Here is a 20,340-nt window from a genome sequence, read left to right as displayed (position 1 = left end):
TAATTTTTTATATGAAAACAACTAACCGTCTTTTTTCTGATAAACCAATAAACAGCATGCTTCTTTTAGCCCTGGTCGTTTTGGTTTATTCATCCTCCACCTACGCACAACAAACAGAACAGCTTATACAGGGTACTGTAACTTCCGAAGATGACGGGCAGCCGCTACCCGGCGCCAACATCCTTGTTAAAGGCACTACCACAGGAAGCGTAACGGACTTTAATGGTCAGTTCAGCATCACGGTCGCTGGCGATGCTTCAAAAACACTGGTCATAAGCTATATCGGGTATATCACCCGGGAGATCACACTTCAGGAAGGGCAAACAACGATAACTGTCGCATTAAAAAGCGACACCAATGCTTTAGAGGAAGTGGTTCTGTTGGGGTCGAGCGTTACCCAGTCGAGGAAAAAAATAGGGAATGCCATTACCACCCTAAAAGCGCAGGATATCGTAAAGACCCCGACACCGAGCGTTACGGCGGCTATACAGGGAAAAATACCCGGTGCCCAGATCACCCAGAACTCGGGCGACCCTGCGGGAGGTTTTTCCATACGCCTGAGGGGACCGAGTACCATCAGCGGTTCTTCAGAACCTTTATATGTCATTGACGGGGTTATTACGAGTAACCTCACCACCAATGTAACCAACCTGAATGTTGAGGCCGGGGACGCCCAGCCCGGGCAGAACAGGATGGCAGACATCAACCCGAACGATATTGAAAGCATCAACATCCTGAATGGTTCTGCCGCTGCCGCCATATACGGTTCAAGGGCATCCAACGGGGTGGTTATTATCAATACAAAACAGGGAGGTATCGGGTCCGGTGATCCGGAATTCTTTTTCAAGTCGTCATTCAATGTAAATCAACTGAGAAAAGATGTATATACCAACTTAAGGGGGGAACAGTTCGAAAGCGGGCTGGGCGAACGGCTCTGGCCTATTTTCGGAATGGATGAAAACGGCAATCTCACCCCGTTTGAAAACCTCTCAACCAACAAGTTTGATGTCACCCGGTACGATTATCAGGACGAGATTTTCCAAACCGGATATGGTACTGATAATTATTTTTCCATGAAAGGCAGTACCGATGTTTTAGGATACAATGCATCTGTTGGTTATACCACGAACGAGGGGATCATAAAAAATACCAGTTTTAAGAGATTCTCCGTCCGTTTAGGGCTTAACCATAAGGTAACGGACTGGCTTTCATACGATGCCGGCCTGTATTATGCCAACAGCAAGTCTGACGAAAAACCGGACGGCAATGTTTTCTGGAGCCCTATCAATTCCATAAACATCTCCAATAATATCTACGATGCCACAAGACGCGATGAAAACGGCAATTTAATGGCGGTCGAACCCACCCGGATCAATCCTTTGTCCATTGTAGAAACATTCGATATCAACCAGAAAATAAACCGTTTTATCCCCCACTTTAAGGCCACCCTGAAGCCCCTGGATTTCCTGACCGTTAACCAGGTATTCGGTGCCGATACCTATACACAAAAAGGGCATATTTACATCCCGGTATATCCCTACCCCGATGTAAACCCGTCCTATTTTGACAAAGGGTACCTGGCCGACACCGAGGCTGAGATCTTTAACTGGAATTACGATGCTACGGCAAAATTCGATTTTGACCTGTCATCGTCCCTGAATTCAGAGACCACCATCGGGTATAATTTTCAATCCAGTAAAATTACACTCGAGGGCACGCAGGGACGCGATCTGGATGAGAACAGGAATCCTACCGTTCCGCTGAGAAGCCCTGTTTCTGAAGACCGGCTCGATATTTTCGGTTTCTTTTTACAACAGTCATTATCCTATAAAGACCGTTATTTCTTAACCCTTGCAGGGCGAATAGACGGTGCTACCAATTTCGATCCCGATCAACGTACTAATTTCTATCCCAAAGTATCGGGGTCTTATTTATTGTCCCAGGAGCCTTTCTGGCAAAAAGGAGGCATAAAAGATATCTTTAATTCGGTACGCCTGCGGTCCTCCTATGGTGAAGCAGGGAACCTTACCGCCATATCCCCGTACGAACGTTTCGGCAGTTATTCAAGAGACGATTTCTTCGGGGCCGATCACTCCCTTTCGCAGGACTCGCGCCTGGGAAACCTGGGCCTGAAACCCGAAAGGACCAAAGAATTTGAAATAGGTACCGATGTAAGTATGCTTCAAAACAGGGTCTCGTTTTTATTGACCTACTACAAACAGAACATCTCCGACCTGATCGTAAACCGCGTTTTATCCCCGTCGGAAGGAGGGTTGTCCCGGACAGAGAACGTAGGAAATATGAAAAACAGGGGATGGGAGGCATACCTGAATGTAACTCCGGTAAAAAACGACAACTGGGAGTGGGACCTGAGCTTTAACTTCAGTACCAATAAAAACGAGGTGACCAATACCAGTGGCGGCCCCATTTCCATTGCCTCCGTCAGCGGGGCACTTCCCCAGGTGCGGGAGGGGGAACCTCTGGGCGTTTTCTACGGCACCTATTATGCCCGGAACGGAGACGGAAGCCTGTTGCTTACTTCAGAAGGCCTTCCCCAGGAAGAAAGAGGCGACCTGGCCACCGGACAACCGCAGCGCGATGCGGACGGACAGCCCATGGGAGACCAGCTCAAGAAGGTCATCGGGGACCCGAATGCAGACTATATCCTGGGAATAGGGACCAGTTTACGCTATAAAAAACTGTCATTTTCCATGCTTTGGGAAGCCGTACAGGGCTTCGATGTGTTTGATGCCGATAAAAGGACCCGCCAGGGTGTCGGTATTGGAAAAATGGCCGAACAGGAACTTACGGGAGAACTTCCCAGAGGATATATCGCAGCTATCTATCCGGTTGAAGAGTTCAGGATCGAAGACGGATCTTTTGTTAAACTGAGGGAAATATCTTTTACCTACGATTTCGGAAAGATCGCTAACGGGATAGAAAACTTCAGGCTGTCCCTCGAAGGACGTAACCTGTTTTCGATCGATAACTTTTTTAGTTATGACCCGGAGACCAATGCAGGCGGACAATCGAACCTGCTGCGTTCCGTGAATTTCGGTAATGCTCCGATCCCCCGGACCTTTTCGCTTTCCGTCAGTGCTAACTTTTAAAAAAAGAACAGATGAAACTATTCAGATATTTAATACTTCCGCTAGGCATTTTATTCTTTACGTCTTCGTGCGACAAGGAATATCTCGATCCCTATTCTGTACTCGATCCAACGCTTGAATCGAGTGTAGACGAGCAAATTCTGCTGATCAACGGAATACAACAGCGTTGGAGCACAGACCGCCCCGGCGCCATATACACCACCGTGACCGCCTCCGGTCTGAATACAGGAGAATTACGCCTGTTAAACCCGGGGAACCTGGGAGAGAACGATCTGCTTATCGGCGGCACCACAGTTTCCGGCGATAACGAAGTGTTGAGCAACATGTGGGGGCAGCTGATGCTGGTCCGAAAAGAAGCGACCACCATTATCGATAATGCCGATAATGCCACAGATGATACAGCCATTGCCAATACCTTAAAGGCATATGCACTGTTTTACAAGGCCCTGGCCCATGGTACCCTGATACAGTATTTTGAAAGTATCCCGTTATCCATAGAAAAAAATGCTTCGTTCAATGACAGAACGGAAGTCCTGAACAGTGCTCTTTCAGACCTGGACACCGCATTGGAATATATAAACAACGGGCTTTCGGACGCGGTCACCTCGGAAATGATCAATTCGGTCGACCTGGAAAATTCCGTATATGCCATACAGGCCAGGTTTCAGCTTATGAACGGTAACTATACCGAAGCCATAGCCGCAGCCAATAACGCTGCTTTGGACAAAACCTCTACCTGGATATACGAGGAAGCATATCCCAACCCGCTGGCTTTTTGGTTTTCGTCGAACAATGTGCACCAGGCAAAAGATAAAATGTTTGGCCTCCCCGCAAACCTTGCCCCGGACGAAAACGACCAGCGTATCGGTTTTTATGTCGGCGGTGAAGAACCCGACTATTTTGCAAAAGGATTCTTTCTGAACAATACAGACGAAATACCCGTTTACCTGCCCGGTGAAATGCTATTGATCAAAGCCGAAGCATACGCCCGGGGCGATATGTTACCGGAAGCCGTAACCGAACTCAACAAAGTACTGACCAAAACCCCGGCAGAAGATGTTTACGGCATTGGTGCCGGCTTGCCGGCATACTCCGGGGAGATGACCAAAGAAGCTGTTCTGGAAGAGATCTATAAAAACAGGCGTATTGAGTTATATCTGACTGGTTTCGCTCTGGAAGACTCAAGGAGGTTTAACAGGCCGGCCGAAGAACGGAACCGGGATTTTTACCCGTACCCGAACTCGGAAAGGGACAATAATACCGAAACCCCTCCGAATCCGGAGCATTAATGTGATGATTAGTTGGTAAAAAAGAGGGTATTAAAACTGACCTGGAATTCCCCTGGGTTTTTCCCGCAGATATCACAGATTTTTGTAGAAGACCTAAAAGTCTGCGCCTATCTGCGATATCTGCGGGTCATTTTTTAGTTAGATCATAATCTGGCATTTCTCCCATCAACCAAAAAAGGAAAGAATATTTTGATATTTACAACCTCATAACCTTTTTATTTTGAATATCTACCTGGTACTATCAGCCATAGCCCTTTACTTCGGAATGGTGATGTTGATCTCTTATTTAACCTCGAGAAAGAACAGTGACGAAACCTATTTTACGGGAGACCGGAAATCTCCCTGGTTTTTAGTGGCTTTTGGTATGGTAGGGAGTGCCCTGTCCGGTGTGACCTTTGTCTCTTTGCCCGGAATGGTGGGCAATAACAATTTTTATTTCTTTCAGTTTGTGCTGGGCAATGTGGTGGGATACCTGTTTATAACATTCGTTCTCATTCCGCTCTACTACAAATTGAGGCTGGTTTCCATCTACGGATATTTAAAAGACAGGTTCGGCAACAGCTCGTACAAAGCCGGCTCCCTGATCTTCCTGGTCTCCCAGTCTTTCGGTGCTGCTTTGCGGTTGTTACTGGCCACTAAAATTTTACAGTTTGCTTTTTTTGATAAGCTGAATATCCCCTTTTACCTCACTGTGATCGTCATTCTTCTCTTTGTATGGCTATACACCAATAAATCGGGCATTAAAACCATTGTGTGGACAGACACCATGCAAACCTTCTTCCTGATCCTGGGCGCGGTCATTACCATTTATGGTATTACATCATCCTTAAACCTTTCTTTTGACACTACCGTAAAAGCCATAACGGACCATCCGTATTTCGATATATTTAACGGGGACGGAAGATCCGGGAATAATTTTTTCAAACAATTTATAGCCGGTTTTCTAATAGCCGTAGCCATGATAGGGCTGGACCAGAACATGATGCAAAAGACCCTGACCTGTAAAAACCTGTGGGATGCCCAGAAAAACACCCTGGTATACAGTATTGTTCTGGCCATCACCCAATTCCTGTTTATGGGCCTGGGCGTATTGCTTTATATTTATGCCGACGATCAACACATCGCTCTCGCTATGGATCAACAGGGAACCTTTCTCAATACCGACACCCTTTTTCCCGATCTGGCGCTTAACTATCTCGGGACCATTACGGGGATCAGTTTTTTACTCGGTATCATTGCCGCCTCATTCTCCAGTGTCGATTCGGCCTTAACAGCATTGACCACATCATTTACCTATGACTTTTTAGACATCTCCCATAAATCCGGAAACACCATTAAAAAAATAAAGAACTGGTCGTTATTCGGTTTTTCTGTGGTTGTGTTTAGTATTATTATGTCTTTCTCACAAAGCAAGGGCGATGTTATTTCTCTCATATTTAAGATTGCCGGGTACACCTATGGCCCGTTATTGGGGCTATACCTGTTCGGAATGTTTACCAGCTATAAAATAAAAGACCGCTGGGTCCCGGTAGTTTGCATACTGGCTCCATCACTTACGTACTTTATGAGCTGGTATTTTGAGAAAGTGTTTCATTTCGATTTCGGATTTGTAAGTATCGCCGTGAACGGGTTACTTACGGTAACAGGGTTAATCCTTATAAGAACACGATAATATGGAGCTGCTTTCAATTTCCGTACAGAGTAAGGCCTTTATCCTAACAGCCAGCACCGGAAATGTAAAAAACATACCGAAATAAAGGCGTTCGTAGGAAAAAAACAGTCAAACAGATAAAAAATTTGTATTAATGGTGATAATTTATTTTTTTCGGGTAAAATGTAATAATCGCTGACACCTTTTGACAAATTGGAGGGCGGAAACCATTTTTTATGTATCTTGTGCACGACCCCATATCTTGCTTCGCATGGTTTCCCGATATTCAGGGAAAAAGTAACAGGGTTTTTTATGGAGATATGACCTGGAGATGGGCTGGCAGGATGTAAAGGAGATCGGTAAAACTCAAAAGAAATACAGAACTTAAATCTAATATCTATTAACAATGAACATGAAACCTAAACATCGGATACGGCAGTTTGTACTGCCGGTACTTGCCATGCTGGCCTTTTCCTGTAAAACGGATACCGGGAAATCTCAAGAGAAGGTAAGTGAGGAAAAAGTAACTCAGGAAAAAAAACAAAAGGATTCCGGGTGGATCTATCTTTTTGATGGTACCAGTACCGAAGGCTGGCGCGGATATGGCATGGACTCCCTGCCACCGGGATGGACCATAAAAGACAGTGTCCTGACCTTCGACACCGAACTTGGGCTGGAACAGGATTACGAGGGAGGAAAAGATATCCTCTACGGCGCCGAAGAGTTCGACAATTTTGAACTCTACCTGGAATGGAAACTTCCCGAAGGGGGAAACAGTGGTATTTTTTATCATGTTAAGGAAGGATATGACGGACCACCTGTGGTGTCACCGGAATATCAGCTCATTGACGATGAAAACTACGCCAGTATCCACGACCTTACCGCATACAACACCAGTTTGGGGTATACTGAAAATCCGGAAGAGCTGAAACCTTTGCAACAGACCGGTGCTGATTATGCCATGCATCCCCCGGCTGCCGACAAGATATTGCATCCCGTGGGGGAATGGAACAGTTCCAAAATTGTTTTTACCCCGGAACGGGTAGAGCACTGGTTGAACGGGAAAATGGTATTATCCTTTGTTCCCTGGGATGAAGCGTGGCATGAAAAGAAAAACTCTGACAAGTGGAAGAACAGCCCCGATTACGGGAAATTCAAAACCGGGTATATTGCCCTGCAAGACCATGCCAGTCCGATCTGGTTCCGGAACATTAAGATCAAAAAATTATAATTTACCAATACCAAAACATGAACAAACGCGAATTCTTAAAGAAGAGTAGTATAGGTGCCCTGGGGATCATGATAGCTCCCTCTTTGTTGGAGGCTTCCATGGCCGGGAAACGTTTACGAACCGCCCATATCGGCGTGGGAAACATGGGAGGTGAAGACCTGAAGGCCATTTCATCCCATGCAGCCGTTGATGTAGTAGCTCTATGTGATGTAGATGCCGTTAATTTGTCCAAAGCACGTAAACTTCACCCTAAGGCCCGTGTGTTTTTTGATTACCGGGTAATGCTGGAGGAAATGGGAGACGAAATTGATGCCGTCATCGTATCCACACCAGATCACACCCATGCTCCGGCTTCCATGCTGGCCATGCAGAAGAACAAACCTGTTTATTGCCAAAAACCGCTGACCCATTACGTATCGGAATCACGGGCTATGAAAAAACTGGCTGCCGAAAAGGGATTGGTGACCCAGATGGGTATTCAGGTGCATTCTTTTTACGATTACAAACTGGCCACGCTTTTGATCCAATCTGGTATTATTGGAAAAGTACATACCGTACACGCCTGGTCTCCGAAAAACTGGGGCTACGATGGCGCTGCTCCGGAGGGTGAAGACCCTGTTCCCCCACAACTGGACTGGAACTTATGGTTGGGGACCTCACCCGAGAGGCCGTATAAAGAAGAGGTATACCATCCCGGAAACTGGAGAAAACTCATGGACTTTGGCTGCGGTACCCTGGGCGATATGGGCGTACATATTTTCGATACCCCCTATAATGCCCTGCAACTGGATGTACCAAGGACCATAATGACGGAGTGCAGGCCTTCCAACGGGTTTGGCTACCCGGAACACAATACGGTAACCTATGAGTTTCCAGGTACCAAATACACCGGAAAATCCTTAAAATGGATATGGTATGATGGCGAAGGTGCCCCGGCAACACACGAAGACCTTGTGCTACCGGGAATGGATACCAAAAAGGGCAAAAAGAAACAGGATAAGGAAGCCGGGCTTAAAGACAAAATATCGCTTGATGCCAAAGTAGCAGACGAAAATGAGTTGCCCGAACAGGGAGCTATGTTCGTAGGCGAAAAAGGGCGTTTATTGCTGCCTCACTTTATGCAATTGCCCCGAAAAATTGTAAGGGGAAAGTATGTTGATATTTCCAGGGAAATTGCCAGGCTGACCAAGGAGCACAACCTGGGCGAACCCATTCGCAATTACGAGACCGAAGGGCCCAAACACTACCACCAGTTTGTCGATGCCTGCCTGGGAAAAACAGAATGTTCAGCACCTTTTGAATATGGCGCACGGTTGACAGAGACGATCCTTCTGGGGACCATTGCAGGACGCTTCCCCGGCGAAACCCTGCACTGGGATGCCGAAACTGCTAAGTTCAAAGAGGAAAAGGCCAATAAATACCTGGCCGGCGAATACAGGGCATTCTGATAAGAATGTTACAGCCGGAAAACGAAGAGACGGTCTCAAAAGGAAAATTTATGTGAACCTGATGGTTTTCAGAACTTTTGAGACCGTCTCTTTTTTTATATGAATTATCACCCTATCGCCCGGAAAACAGGTCCGAAAAACTACAATCGGGCTTCTGATCTCTTTACACCACATTTGCGTCACAGTACTCCCATCCTGTTTCTGAAACGGCCCTACACGACTTCCATCTCATATAGACCTATTCAACAAAAGCATAACGATTACAGCAATTCCACTAGGGGTGCAGACTTCGTAGACACTTTGTAGACGCTTTTACGAGGGTTTGTAGTCGCTGTGTATGCGGCTGAAAATTGTTTCTGATCTTTCAGCATCCTACATTTGTTCCTGAAGTTTAATCGAAATTATTAATCATAAACTCAGAAAAATATGAATGCTAAAACCATTTCAATCGTATCGTATATTACCATTATCGGATGGATCATCGCTTATCTGCAACACAAGGGAAGTGAACAAAAGAGCGCACTGGCCTCCTATCACCTCGGCCAGGGGCTTGGGGTTTTTATTTTTGCCGTTATCCTGAGCATCGTCATTAATATACTTGCCAGGGTGGTCCCCGCTTTGGGAAGTATTCTCTCTTTGGTAGGCCTTTTGCCCCTTGTCCTGCTCATTTTTGGCATTATCGCCGCGAATAATGAAGCGATGAAACCGGTGCCGCTGATCGGAAAGTTTTTTGAAGGGAAGTTCAATTTTTAATCGCGGGATATTGAAAAACACCGGCTTTATAAAAGCTATAAGCTGTTCCCCCTTTTAGCGGTAGTACGAAGCCTAGCCCTGTTTGTTTGCGGTAGTGATCGCGAGCCAGGCCCGTAACCACAATACTCAAAGGATCTATATAGAATTTTATAATGGACAAACATCAGCAGCAACATACCAACACAAAATTTTTACCGAACATCAAAGAAGCAGAGATCCAGGCTGTTTTTAAAGATTATGAACAACTTGTAAAGTGTTATCGCTGGATAAGAATATCCGGTCTTTTGATGATCGCTATCATTGGCGGGTACAATTTTTTTATTGCCGGAAAGAGATATACGATATCCGAACACAACAACATACAGAATACAATGGTCTTTATACTTGGCAGTATTGTGCTCGGCCTGTTGGTTATTGCCATTGTGGTGCTCAAACGCCAGGGTGCGGTCAGAAAGCAGATCAGGGGCATAGCGCAAAAATATAATTTTCCGTACAGGGAATTCAAAAAGGAATTCAATATAGCGTTGAAATCATTTTACGGTGGCTCGGGGGTCTGACAATTAAAATCAGTTTATATTTAATCGATTGAAAATGAAACGAATTATATTCACTGCTTTAGGGCTTATAGCAGTTTCAAAGGTTTTTACGGCCTGCGAGTTCAACCAGTCTGTTCATAAAGATTTAAAAACCGGGGCCCTTTCAAAAGGCGATGGCATTGCCTGTGAAAGTATTACAATGGAAGTAAACGGCACAAAAGACCATAGAAACACCTTTGTATTCGGCGAAAAGGTAAACCTGGTGTTCAATGACCTCACCGGTTTTACAAAGATAGATGGTAAAACCTATCCCTTCCTGTCACTGGATATCGTAAAAAACGAGAAAGACACCGTACTTTCATATGCAAACCTGCTCGGTGATATAAAGGAAGGTACAGATCTGTCACCACTGCAATTACAAGCCAATTTTACGGCCGCTTTGCCCCATGGGAATAATGAAAAGTATAAGTTATATATCCATATATGGGACGGAAAAGGCAAAGGTAATTTCAGCTATGAACTGCCTTTTACGATAAAGAAAAGCGAATTGCTCGATATTGAAAGATCGGACATAACCTATCAAAACATTTACCTGTGGAACGAAAGCCTCGGTCAACCGGTCCTTGACAAAACGATAGATTTTGACCATACCCTTAGGTTGATCCTGGAAGGGATTACCGGCCTGGAAGAAACCGAAGGGAAAATATACCCTGTTTTTTCCATTGACCTTGTGGACAGTGCAGGAAACATAATGCTTTCCAACCCCAATGTGTTTAGCGCTTATGAAACGACCGGGATCAATGCGGCGGATTTTAAAAAACAAGCCTCTGCAAAAATCACGTTTCAGAAAGGAAAGGTCAATAATCCCTGTAAGCTGACAGCAACATTAAAAGACCGGCATTCGAAGAAAAAAATTGTGGTTGCCGCAGCGTTGGAAATCAAATAAAACAACATATGAAATTGAAAATAATAGCAGCATTACTTATTGGCCTGAGCAGCCGGGTTGCTTTTTCCCAGGACCTCCATCTTTTTTTAAACAATATTGAGGAAGCAAGAACCACAGTTGATAATGTAGAAGATTTTGTTGAGTTGACCACCATGGTAAACGGCATTGAATTAGATACTGACCATCAGGTAAGAATTAAAGAAATTACCGAGGCGAAGGACGACCGGGGAAATTCATTACAACAGCTTGAGCGCAGCTTTTTTGATAGCAAATTTGGAAGTAGCAAAAATCTCACTATCAGGCTTGAAGCCCCGGTCCGGCAGGCCACCAGGATCGAAACAGTAGAAGGCCTTATCGAATATTTCACCCCCACAGAAGAAAACGGGGGCAGCATCGTCCGGGAGGATTTTCTACGGCATCAGAACAAAAATCTATTGAGCGATGCCCACCCGGAACTCGCCCTGACCTTAATTGAAAAAGACGCTTTTCTCGATCTGAAAGAAAAGGATGAACAAGCCTATAAGGCCTGGCTTAAGAAATTGAAAAAAGAGAACGACATCAGCGGTTCTGAAGAAGAACTGCTCGACCTTTTTAGTGACTTTTTCAATTCGACGACAGGCTGGGAAGGAGAATACCGGAAGAGTGGCATTCATTTACTGTATTTCTACATCCGGGAGCAGGGAGGCAAATATATTCATGCCATTAATGTTTATAATGAAGAAGGAAATATGATCAATCACGGGTATTCGAGAAATGATATCAGATATGAACTTCGGTTGTCAGAGAAAGTGACTCCGGGCTGCAGGATGGAAATTATCGTGGAACATGCCGGCGCCATTGAAGAGCTGAAGTTTAGTTTAAAAAATATTTATCTGCCTTAACCGGAAATACAAACAGGAATGAAAAACAAACAAAAAAACAGGCTGGTCCTTTTAGCGGCCCTGTTGTCCGTTGTAAATACGGGTTTTGCCCAGGATATAAACCTAACAGTTAAGGAGGTCAGTGAAAAAAGATTTATTGATAATAAGACAAGTTACGTCAACATAAGAACCGTCATAGATAGCCTGGAACTGGACAGAGATCATCTGATCCGGCTAAAGAAGGCCAAAGCTGTTGATAATAACGGAAATTCATTAAAACAACTAAAAAGTCTGTTTTACGGCTCTTATTTCGATTCATACGATCAAATCGATATTACGTTTAAAGCCCCGGCCCGGCAGGCAGAGGCCATAAAGGAAATAAAAGGGACTTTTCAATATTTCACCCCCACAGAAGAGAACAAGGGCAGGATCATTATTCGGGACTTCACAAAACGGATCGACGAAAACCTGATCGGCGAAACTGATCCGGATCTAAAGCTCACGGTAATTGATGAAGATTCGCTAATCCATACCAAAAAGAATAACGAAACCGCATACAACGCCCAACTGGATAAATTGCATAAAAAAGGCGGCCTGGGGAGTACTCTGGAGGCTGTGAAGGACATTGCGGAGAGCCTTTTCTATCGACTTGAAAACAGGTACAATGATAGCTCATCAGGGAAAAAAGATACACTTTACTGCTTTATTCAGGATAAAGGGAAGAAAATCTCCGGGATCAATATCTACAACAAAAGCGATAAGAAAATAAATAGTGGATATAGCGGAGGAACTCACGGTATCCGGGAAATCTGGTTAAAGGAAAAACTAAGCCCCGGTTGCAAACTGGAGGTCATTGTAGAAAGTAAGGAAGCCATAAAAGAAATAAAATTTCAACTGGAAAACATTCCTTTACCTTAAACGAGTCCCGTTTTTTGTCCATCACACCAAATAGTGCAGATACTGAGATACCGGGAGCTCCAATATTTTAAAAAGAAAACCATGCTTCTATTTTTCGGAACAAGAGCGTCAAAGATCAAGGCCAGGCCCATAGGAAGCCCTACGGAATGTCCTTATTGCCAAAGTAAGGACAGCTTTGTGGCCACCACTTTCGGCAGGTATTTCCACCTGTTCTGGATCCCGCTGTTCCCCTTGTACAAAACCACCATCCTGGAGTGCAGTCACTGTAAACGGACCTATGCCGAACACGAACTTCCGCCGGACCTGAAACAGGCCCTGTTGAAAAGCAACAGGCTCGATCCGCCCAAAAGGCCACTCTGGCATGGTTTCGGCTGCCTGGTCATGGCAGCAATAGGACTGGTCATTGTTGTGATTTCCATCGGAAGTGCCGTTTTCTGGAGCAATAATGATGTCGACGAAGTGATAGATGGACGAAAGCTGCGCCTGCAGGACGACATTGAAAAAACAACGGCACAGCCCGACAGTATAACGGACCCCGTATCGTTTCACCTGAAAAATTGTATAGATCACAGTATAGATGGTATAGACACAGATAAAATAAGATACTATTCGCGATCAAAGGGGAACAGGCTCCTCGTGCTTTTGAAAGTAAACGATCTGAAGAAAACCAAAGCGGGGTCGAGAAAGGAGATCGTCTTTGCTGTTGAAGATTGCCTGGACAGCTCTCCGGCGACAGGAGGCCACCAGGTCTATATCGGCGTAGATGGTAAATGGAATATGGTACTGGTAAAAACGCCTGGTGGCGAAAGCCTGGACGGCAGGTTTGCCGAGACCAGCCTCCTCCTGCCGTTTTACGGGGCTAAACCCGTCATAAAACAGGATTCCGTTCAAAAACAATAGCAGAAGACGATATTGTGTTCAGTAGATTTTCCTGCTAATAAACTACTTGATTCCTGTGTGATTTATGAGAAAAATATCAATATACGCTTTATGCGGGCTGCAATTATAAAAAAACAGTTGCTATTTAAGATCGCCCTGGCTTGCGGCTACCTGCCGATGAGCGTAGGGGGCCTTATTTTTCTGATCTGGTGGGGAGCCCGGGAGTTTTATGCCCTGGATCTTTATAAACTGGAACGTATGGGATACGATTGGGCATTGATCGCTCTCGGGATCCTGCTGATAGGGCTGCTCCTGCTGGTTGTATTTTTAGTTAAAAAAGGGAAAAGAGGCCTGGGAAAATCGGCTGTTATTCTGGTTCTGTTGCTGCTGAATTACCCCGTTTGCCGGGTTCTCCTGGGCAAACGGGCCGAACTTGAGCAATATGCTTATGTAAAGGTGAAGAACAATACGGAACAGGACCACATTGCCTTAAGCATTCACCCTTATTTTCCCGGAGGGAATGCGGTGAGGTTGGCAAGAGGAAAAGGGAAGGTCTTTCGCTATACCCCGGAATACACCTATACCGGCGATCGTGAGTACACGGTGAATACGGCAACCCTGCTCGTGCAAACCCCCAATGAAAAATACAGGATAACCTTACCACCCGTTAAACGGGACGATTGCAGAAGGTTTTATGTAGATAAGGATTTTATACTTCAAAATGAGTAAGAACAATGTAAACACGATTCAATGCAGTGTTTTCCGTAAATCAGTTTTTTATGAACCCTATAAAAAAAGAAATCATGAAAAAAAGTTTGAAAATTATCGCGATCCTGGCCTTCTGCGGGACGATTCTTGTTTCCTGTGGCAACAGCAATGCAAAAGATGTATCCGGGGAACCCGAGTATGTGGAACTGGCCAATAACATTTTCTTTACCAACCAGCCGCTGTACTACTACAAATATACGGATGGCAATGGTGTACAAACCGATTATTTTCTCAGTTCCGACCCGTCTGCCCCCGGTGGGGAAAGAGTGGAGGATATTCCCAAAGGCAGCCATATCAAGGTTTCCAAAGTATATGAAGTTACCGGGGATGACGGTAATAAGACCATCCGGATCACCGGGGAAGTTTTCCCTGCGCCGACTACGCCACTGGAATACGAAACCGTGTGGACAAAGGATAACCCTGTTTTCGAAAGCAGGAAATAGGTATACCGGCTGCCTGAATAATAAACCTTATCGCACGAAAGATGTAGTTTATGGGAATGGTACGGCATATCACGACCGATGATAAACCGTACCACTCTCCTTGATATTTGAGGGAAACGTTCAGGCATTATTCATGCTAAAATACGCCCGACCACCGAATACCGAATACTGAGTACCGAATACCGGCCATCCCTTCCTTTCACTCCAATTCCCAACTTCCTGCACATAATCCACTTGCTTCTGCCTCATTCACCCCCGATGTAGACGCTTTGTAGACGCTTTCTCACCGCCTTGTAGTCGCTGTGTATGTGCCTGAACATTGTCGCAGGCAGGCGGGACTTCTATTTTTGCTCTGGAAGTTTTTAACAGGCCTTAATACAGGTCAATTACAATTTTAAGTATATGAAGTATAAACTTTACTTTACTTTTTTTGTTGCGTTTTTATCTTGTGTTTTTGTACAGGCGCAAAACATCATTAGGGTAACTCCTGATGGGGAGGGAGATGGTTCTTCCTGGGCAAAGGCGAGCAGTATTGAGGATGCTGTTAACGATGCTTCTGAAGGTGATGAAATATGGGTACAAGCCGGTACGTATCGTATTAGCGAAACTTTAAATCTCAACGTTTCGGATGTAAAACTTTTCGGCGGTTTTGATGGTACGGAAAAAGCGCTTGGTGACCGGGATGAGGAAACCAATAAAACTATTTTCGATGGCGGTAGTTCCATCAGGATATTAATGATTGATGTTTCGGCTAACGACACAGTAATTGACGGCATCCGGTTTAGGAACGGGAACTATACAGCGATAATTGAATACCATGGAGGTGGTGGGGCCATTTATGTAAATGAAGCAGATAATGTTGTCATCAGAAATTGCCGTTTTATTGATAATACATCAACCTCTAATGGCGCTGGCATTTATTTTAACCTCTCTGATGGTTCTCTGGTGAACAACTGTATTTTTAACAACAATTCAGCCGAATATGAAGGTGGTGCAGTTTTTATTTTAAATAGTGATAACGGTGTTGTTATTGACAATTCGACTTTTAACAACAACTATGCTTATGACGGTGGAGCGATCTGTAATGAGGGAGAAGTAACGACCCCTTTTGAGGTGATCGATTGTACCTTTCAACAAAATGAAAGTTATGTCTCCGGAGCAGCCTTGTCTTTTTGGGAGAGTAACGGCCAGGTAAGGAATTCAAGTTTTGTTAATAATGAAACTATGGATGGAAGGGCAGGAGCTATCTCTACTGTAAGAAACTCTTTAACCCTAAAAAACAATCTTTTCCAGGGCAATAAAGCCAGGGCTGGGGACGGGGGGGCATTAATGAGCGATAAAGCAGTGGTATATGCAGAACGGTGCAGGTTTATCTCAAATACCACACCATACGAAGGGGCAGCTATATACAATTCGGGAACAATGGATATCGTAAACTCGTTGTTTCAGGAAAATGGGGCCTATGATGACGGAGGTGCCATTTACAATAGCAATCGATTAAGTGTTGCCAATTGTACTTTTATAGACAATTACAATACGGCTGTGGTTTCCGCTTCCGGTGATTATACTGATACGAACATATATAACTCGGTGTTTTTTGGCAATTTTACCAATAACCCATTTTTCTATTCAGATATACAAATTGTCAGCTTTAATGGTGGAAATGCTTCTTCTGATATTAGAAGGAATATTCTGGAAGAATTTCCGGATGGCACAAATAATCAAGTTGAAGTAGACCCGCTATTTGTCAACCCCGCCAATAATAATTACCGCTTACAGTCGGGAAGTCCGGCCATAGACACAGGCTTAGCCAGGTGGTTCGACAAAGTTTCGGAGGAAACCGACGCAGACACATCCATCGATTTGGACGGAACCCCCCGAAGGCAGGGCGATAATGTTGATATGGGAGCCTATGAGTCAGCGTTTACTGCGATTCCGATTCCGGAATGTACGGCAATTACTTCCCCGGAAAACGGAGATACGGACATTGCGCTTGATTCGGAAATTACCTGGGAGACAATCTCCGGTGCCGAAGGCTACTACCTTTCCATAGGCACAAGCCCCGGGGGAGCAGAGTTGGTGAACAGGGAAGAAGTGAGCGGTACGAGCTATACCCCGGCGGTCAATTTTGAAGAGAACACGACCTACTATGTCAATGTGGTGCCTTTTAACGAAACCGGTGAAGCGGAAGAGTGTGAAGGGATTAGCTTTACGACAGAAACCGTTGGGGAAGTACCGGGTTGTACGGAAATTATCAGCCCTGTAAATGGACAGGAAGAAGTTCCCTTGAACACAGATATCACCTGGGAGGCCGTTCCCGGGGCCGAAGGGTATTTTATTTCCATAGGGACAAACCCCGGAGGAAGCGAAGCGCTGGAAGATCATCAACAAAGCGAAACGACCTATAGCCCGGAAGCCGATTTCGAGGCCAACACCACATACTATATCCGGATCATACCCTACAATGATTACGGCAAGGCCGAAGGCTGCCCCGAATTTGATTTCACGATCCATATTCCCGAAACTGTTCCGGAATGTACGGGAATGATCAGCCCGGCAGACGGTTCTACAGAAGTACCGCTTACCACTGATATCACCTGGGAACCTGTCCCCGATGCCGAAGGCTACTACCTGTCCGTAGGTACAAGCCCCGGGGGAGCAGAGTTGGTGAACAGGGAAGAAGTGAGCGGTACGAGCTATACCCCGGCGGTCAATTTTGAAGAGAACACCACCTACTATGTCAGCGTTGCACCCTTTAACGAAACCGGTGAAGCGGAGAATTGTGAAGAAATTCGCTTTACTACGGAAACCCTGGGAGAAGTACCTGGCTGTGCCGGGATTATAAGCCCTGTGGACGGACAGGAAGAGGTCCCCTTGAACACAGATATCACCTGGGAGGCCGTTCCCGGGGCCGAAGGGTATTTTATTTCCATTGGGACAAGCCCCGGAGGGAGTGAAGTGCTGGAAGATCATCAACAAAGCGAAACGACCTATAGCCCGGAAGCCGATTTCGAGGCCAACACCACATACTATATCCGGATCATACCCTACAATGATTACGGCAAGGCCGAAGGCTGCCCCGAATTTGATTTCACGATCCATATTCCCGAAACTGTTCCGGAATGTACGGGAATGATCAGCCCGGCAGACGGTTCTACAGAAGTACCGCTTACCGCTGATATCACCTGGGAGCCCGTTCCGGATGCCGAAGGCTACTACCTGTCCGTAGGCACAAGCCCCGGGGGAACAGAGTTGGTGAACCGGGAAGAGGTCAGCGGTACAAGCTATACATCGGCGGTCAATTTTGAAGAGAATACCACTTACTACGTCAGGGTGATACCCTTTAACGAAACCGGTGAAGCGGAGAGGTGTGAAGAAATTCGTTTTACGACGGAAACCCTGGGAGAAGTACCTGGCTGTACCGGGATTATAAGCCCTGTGGACGGACAGGAAGAGGTCCCCTTGAACACAGATATCACCTGGGAGGCCGTTCCCGGGGCCGAAGGGTATTTTATTTCCATTGGGACAAGCCCCGGAGGAAGCGAAGTGCTGGAAGATCATCAACAAAGCGAAACGACCTATAGCCCGGAAGCCGACTTTGAAGCCAACACCACATACTATATCCGGATCATACCCTACAATGATTACGGCAAGGCCGAAGGCTGCCCTGAATTTGATTTCACGATCCATATTCCCGAAACTGCTCCGGAATGTACGGGAATGATCAGCCCGGCAGACGGTTCTACAGAAGTACCGCTTACCGCTGATATCACCTGGGAGCCCGTTCCGGATGCCGAAGGCTACTACCTGTCTGTAGGCACAAGCCCCGGGGGAACAGAGTTGGTGAACCGGGAAGAGGTCGGCGGCACAAGCTATACACCGGCAGTTAATTTTGAGGAAAATATCACCTACTATGTCAATGTGATCCCGTTTAATGAAACCGGGGAAGCAGAGAGGTGTACTGAGGTCAGTTTTACTACAGAAACATTGCCAATATCACCGGCCTGCACTACCGTGATCAGTCCGGCGAACGGAGCTACCGGAGTGACCATAGACACTAAAATATCCTGGAACACTGTTGCTGATGCCGATGGGTACTATATTTCGATAGGTACCACTGTCGGGGGGGCAGATATCATCGACCATCAGCAGGTGTCCGGGAATTCTTTTAGCCCTGCCGTCGATCTTGAAGAAAATACAACTTACCACATAGCTGTAGTTCCGTACAATACCGTGGGGAATGCCACAGGATGTACTGAGGTCAGCTTTACGACCAGGGCGGAGATCGATATCAATAAGACCAAATACGGATTTTCTCCCAACGGTGACGGGATCAACGATTTCTGGAAAATAGAAGGGATAGAGAACTATCCCGACAATACGGTTTCCGTATACAACCGGTGGGGAGATATGGTGTTCCGGATAGCGAACTATGACAACCACTCCAATGTATTTACGGGAGAGGCCAACAGGCTCACCGGAATAGGCGCCGGCAGGTTACCTTCCGGAACCTATTTCTTTGATATTCAGATTCAGGGAAGGGTTGAGGTAAAAACAGTAAAAGGATTTTTGGTTATAAAGCGTTAAGATGACAGACAGCATGAGATATATTTTTACGTTCTTCCTTGTTATATGCGGACAGTATTTTGTTTTGGCTCAGCAAACCGCTTTGTTCCCCGAATACAACTACAATCCTTTTATCATTAACCCGGCTTATGCAGGAATGGCATTGGGGCCGGAGGCTTCCCTGAGCCATTACGGATATATCAATAGTGTGGAAGGAAGCCCGAAAAGCTACGCCCTGAGTTTTCATTCGCCCGTATCTCGTGGTAAAATGGGGCTTGGAGCAGCTTTTACCCGGGATAAGATCGGAGTAACGACCAATACCACGGCCTTTGCGGCGTATTCGTATAAACTGTTTTTCGATCATAAAAGCGACCGTCCTGACTGGCAGGTTTACGATCAGCATGTACTTTCGTTCGGGCTCACTGCCGGGGTGCATCAGCTTCAGGAAAACCTGCTGGAACTGGGCATTACGGACGACCCTGAATTTTCGGAAAACATCAATGCGACCATCCCGATGGTAGGTGTTGGTTTTTTATATAACCGTTCTAACTTCTATGTGGGGATCTCCGCTCCCAATATCCTGGGCGATAAACTGGCTTCGAGAGACGACCTTCACCTGTCGAACCCTGTTTACGGATATATGGGCTATCGTTTTTTTGCAAACAGGTTCAATAAGATCATGATCAAACCCAGTGTGTTATTAAAATATGAAGATCAGGCACCCATGCAGGTCGATGTAAATATCACTACAAGTTTCAGCAATAAATTTGAGATCGGGGCAGGCTACCGGAGCAGTTCTTCTCTGAACTTTCTGGCCGGAATTTACCTGTTCAGGCATTTCAGGCTTATTTATCATTACAATGCGGGACTTAAAAACTCTTTACTGGGGAACAGTCACGGTATGATCCTGTCTTATTCGTTCGATAGCGGATACTTTTAAAG

The 20,340-nt window shown here is 45.6% G+C and carries 15 protein-coding genes; all 15 read left to right on the top strand.

What is annotated here, in order from left to right:
• Positions 1 to 56 precede the first annotated feature (56 nt).
• The gene (locus tag KN811_RS18165) at positions 57 to 3,110 is read left to right on the top strand and encodes a SusC/RagA family TonB-linked outer membrane protein (protein ID WP_216334936.1); all 3,054 of its coding nucleotides are present in this window, start codon (positions 57 to 59) and stop codon (positions 3,108 to 3,110) included.
• Positions 3,111 to 3,121: 11 nt separating this feature from the next.
• The gene (locus KN811_RS18160) at positions 3,122 to 4,399 is read left to right on the top strand and encodes a RagB/SusD family nutrient uptake outer membrane protein (protein WP_187967398.1); all 1,278 of its coding nucleotides are present in this window, start codon (positions 3,122 to 3,124) and stop codon (positions 4,397 to 4,399) included.
• A gap of 220 nt (positions 4,400 to 4,619) precedes the next feature.
• Complete coding sequence (locus tag KN811_RS18155) at positions 4,620 to 6,071, top strand: sodium:solute symporter (protein WP_247716553.1); 1,452 nt, start codon at positions 4,620 to 4,622, stop codon at positions 6,069 to 6,071.
• 391 nt (positions 6,072 to 6,462) lie between these two features.
• Positions 6,463 to 7,281 (top strand): 3-keto-disaccharide hydrolase, encoded by an 819-nt coding sequence (locus KN811_RS18150; protein WP_247716552.1) that lies wholly within the window; start codon positions 6,463 to 6,465, stop codon positions 7,279 to 7,281.
• Positions 7,282 to 7,298: 17 nt separating this feature from the next.
• Entirely contained in the window at positions 7,299 to 8,729 is a 1,431-nt protein-coding gene (locus KN811_RS18145; RefSeq protein WP_187967397.1) for a Gfo/Idh/MocA family protein, read from the top strand.
• Between the two features lie 426 nt (positions 8,730 to 9,155).
• The gene (locus KN811_RS18140; RefSeq protein WP_187967396.1) at positions 9,156 to 9,482 is read left to right on the top strand and encodes a DUF4870 domain-containing protein; all 327 of its coding nucleotides are present in this window, start codon (positions 9,156 to 9,158) and stop codon (positions 9,480 to 9,482) included.
• Between the two features lie 152 nt (positions 9,483 to 9,634).
• The gene (locus KN811_RS18135; RefSeq protein ID WP_187967395.1) at positions 9,635 to 10,039 is read left to right on the top strand and encodes a hypothetical protein; all 405 of its coding nucleotides are present in this window, start codon (positions 9,635 to 9,637) and stop codon (positions 10,037 to 10,039) included.
• A gap of 34 nt (positions 10,040 to 10,073) precedes the next feature.
• The gene (locus KN811_RS18130) at positions 10,074 to 10,964 is read left to right on the top strand and encodes a hypothetical protein (RefSeq protein WP_187967394.1); all 891 of its coding nucleotides are present in this window, start codon (positions 10,074 to 10,076) and stop codon (positions 10,962 to 10,964) included.
• A gap of 8 nt (positions 10,965 to 10,972) precedes the next feature.
• On the top strand, positions 10,973 to 11,845 hold the full coding sequence (locus KN811_RS18125; protein WP_187967393.1) for a hypothetical protein: 873 nt from the start codon (positions 10,973 to 10,975) through the stop codon (positions 11,843 to 11,845).
• An 18-nt stretch (positions 11,846 to 11,863) separates the two neighbouring features.
• On the top strand, positions 11,864 to 12,742 hold the full coding sequence (locus tag KN811_RS18120; protein ID WP_187967392.1) for a hypothetical protein: 879 nt from the start codon (positions 11,864 to 11,866) through the stop codon (positions 12,740 to 12,742).
• Between the two features lie 81 nt (positions 12,743 to 12,823).
• A complete protein-coding gene (locus KN811_RS18115; protein ID WP_187967391.1) occupies positions 12,824 to 13,642 on the top strand; it encodes a zinc-ribbon domain-containing protein in 819 nt (272 codons plus the stop codon).
• A 90-nt stretch (positions 13,643 to 13,732) separates the two neighbouring features.
• The gene (locus KN811_RS18110) at positions 13,733 to 14,350 is read left to right on the top strand and encodes a hypothetical protein (protein ID WP_187967390.1); all 618 of its coding nucleotides are present in this window, start codon (positions 13,733 to 13,735) and stop codon (positions 14,348 to 14,350) included.
• Positions 14,351 to 14,424: 74 nt separating this feature from the next.
• Positions 14,425 to 14,832, top strand: coding sequence for a hypothetical protein (locus tag KN811_RS18105; protein ID WP_187967389.1), 408 nt, complete (start codon positions 14,425 to 14,427; stop codon positions 14,830 to 14,832).
• A 402-nt stretch (positions 14,833 to 15,234) separates the two neighbouring features.
• Positions 15,235 to 19,419, top strand: coding sequence for a T9SS type B sorting domain-containing protein (locus KN811_RS18100; RefSeq protein WP_216334935.1), 4,185 nt, complete (start codon positions 15,235 to 15,237; stop codon positions 19,417 to 19,419).
• 1 nt (position 19,420) lies between these two features.
• Positions 19,421 to 20,338 carry a PorP/SprF family type IX secretion system membrane protein gene (locus KN811_RS18095; protein ID WP_247716551.1) on the top strand — a complete coding sequence of 306 codons (918 nt, stop codon included), beginning with the start codon at positions 19,421 to 19,423 and terminating at the stop codon, positions 20,336 to 20,338.
• Positions 20,339 to 20,340 lie beyond the last annotated feature (2 nt).

It is taken from the genome of Sinomicrobium weinanense (genome assembly GCF_018863395.1).
In the GTDB taxonomy this organism is placed as follows: Bacteria; Bacteroidota; Bacteroidia; order Flavobacteriales; family Flavobacteriaceae; genus Sinomicrobium; species Sinomicrobium weinanense.
Note: the sequence above shows the minus strand (reverse complement) of the source record. Positions and strands in the feature narration are given on the sequence as shown.

Bases quoted from the DNA above. Each gene is read 5' to 3' on its own strand.
- KN811_RS18105 (WP_187967389.1), top strand. From the start codon at position 14,425: ATGAAAAAAAGTTTGAAAATTATCGCGATCCTGGCCTTCTGCGGGACG.
- KN811_RS18135 (WP_187967395.1), top strand. From the start codon at position 9,635: ATGGACAAACATCAGCAGCAACATACCAACACAAAATTTTTACCGAAC.
- KN811_RS18100 (WP_216334935.1), top strand. From the start codon at position 15,235: ATGAAGTATAAACTTTACTTTACTTTTTTTGTTGCGTTTTTATCTTGT.
- KN811_RS18130 (WP_187967394.1), top strand. From the start codon at position 10,074: ATGAAACGAATTATATTCACTGCTTTAGGGCTTATAGCAGTTTCAAAG.
- KN811_RS18160 (WP_187967398.1), top strand. From the start codon at position 3,122: ATGAAACTATTCAGATATTTAATACTTCCGCTAGGCATTTTATTCTTT.
- KN811_RS18120 (WP_187967392.1), top strand. From the start codon at position 11,864: ATGAAAAACAAACAAAAAAACAGGCTGGTCCTTTTAGCGGCCCTGTTG.
- KN811_RS18125 (WP_187967393.1), top strand. From the start codon at position 10,973: ATGAAATTGAAAATAATAGCAGCATTACTTATTGGCCTGAGCAGCCGG.
- KN811_RS18140 (WP_187967396.1), top strand. From the start codon at position 9,156: ATGAATGCTAAAACCATTTCAATCGTATCGTATATTACCATTATCGGA.
- KN811_RS18145 (WP_187967397.1), top strand. From the start codon at position 7,299: ATGAACAAACGCGAATTCTTAAAGAAGAGTAGTATAGGTGCCCTGGGG.
- KN811_RS18110 (WP_187967390.1), top strand. From the start codon at position 13,733: ATGCGGGCTGCAATTATAAAAAAACAGTTGCTATTTAAGATCGCCCTG.
- KN811_RS18165 (WP_216334936.1), top strand. From the start codon at position 57: ATGCTTCTTTTAGCCCTGGTCGTTTTGGTTTATTCATCCTCCACCTAC.
- KN811_RS18150 (WP_247716552.1), top strand. From the start codon at position 6,463: ATGAAACCTAAACATCGGATACGGCAGTTTGTACTGCCGGTACTTGCC.
- KN811_RS18115 (WP_187967391.1), top strand. From the start codon at position 12,824: ATGCTTCTATTTTTCGGAACAAGAGCGTCAAAGATCAAGGCCAGGCCC.
- KN811_RS18095 (WP_247716551.1), top strand. From the start codon at position 19,421: ATGACAGACAGCATGAGATATATTTTTACGTTCTTCCTTGTTATATGC.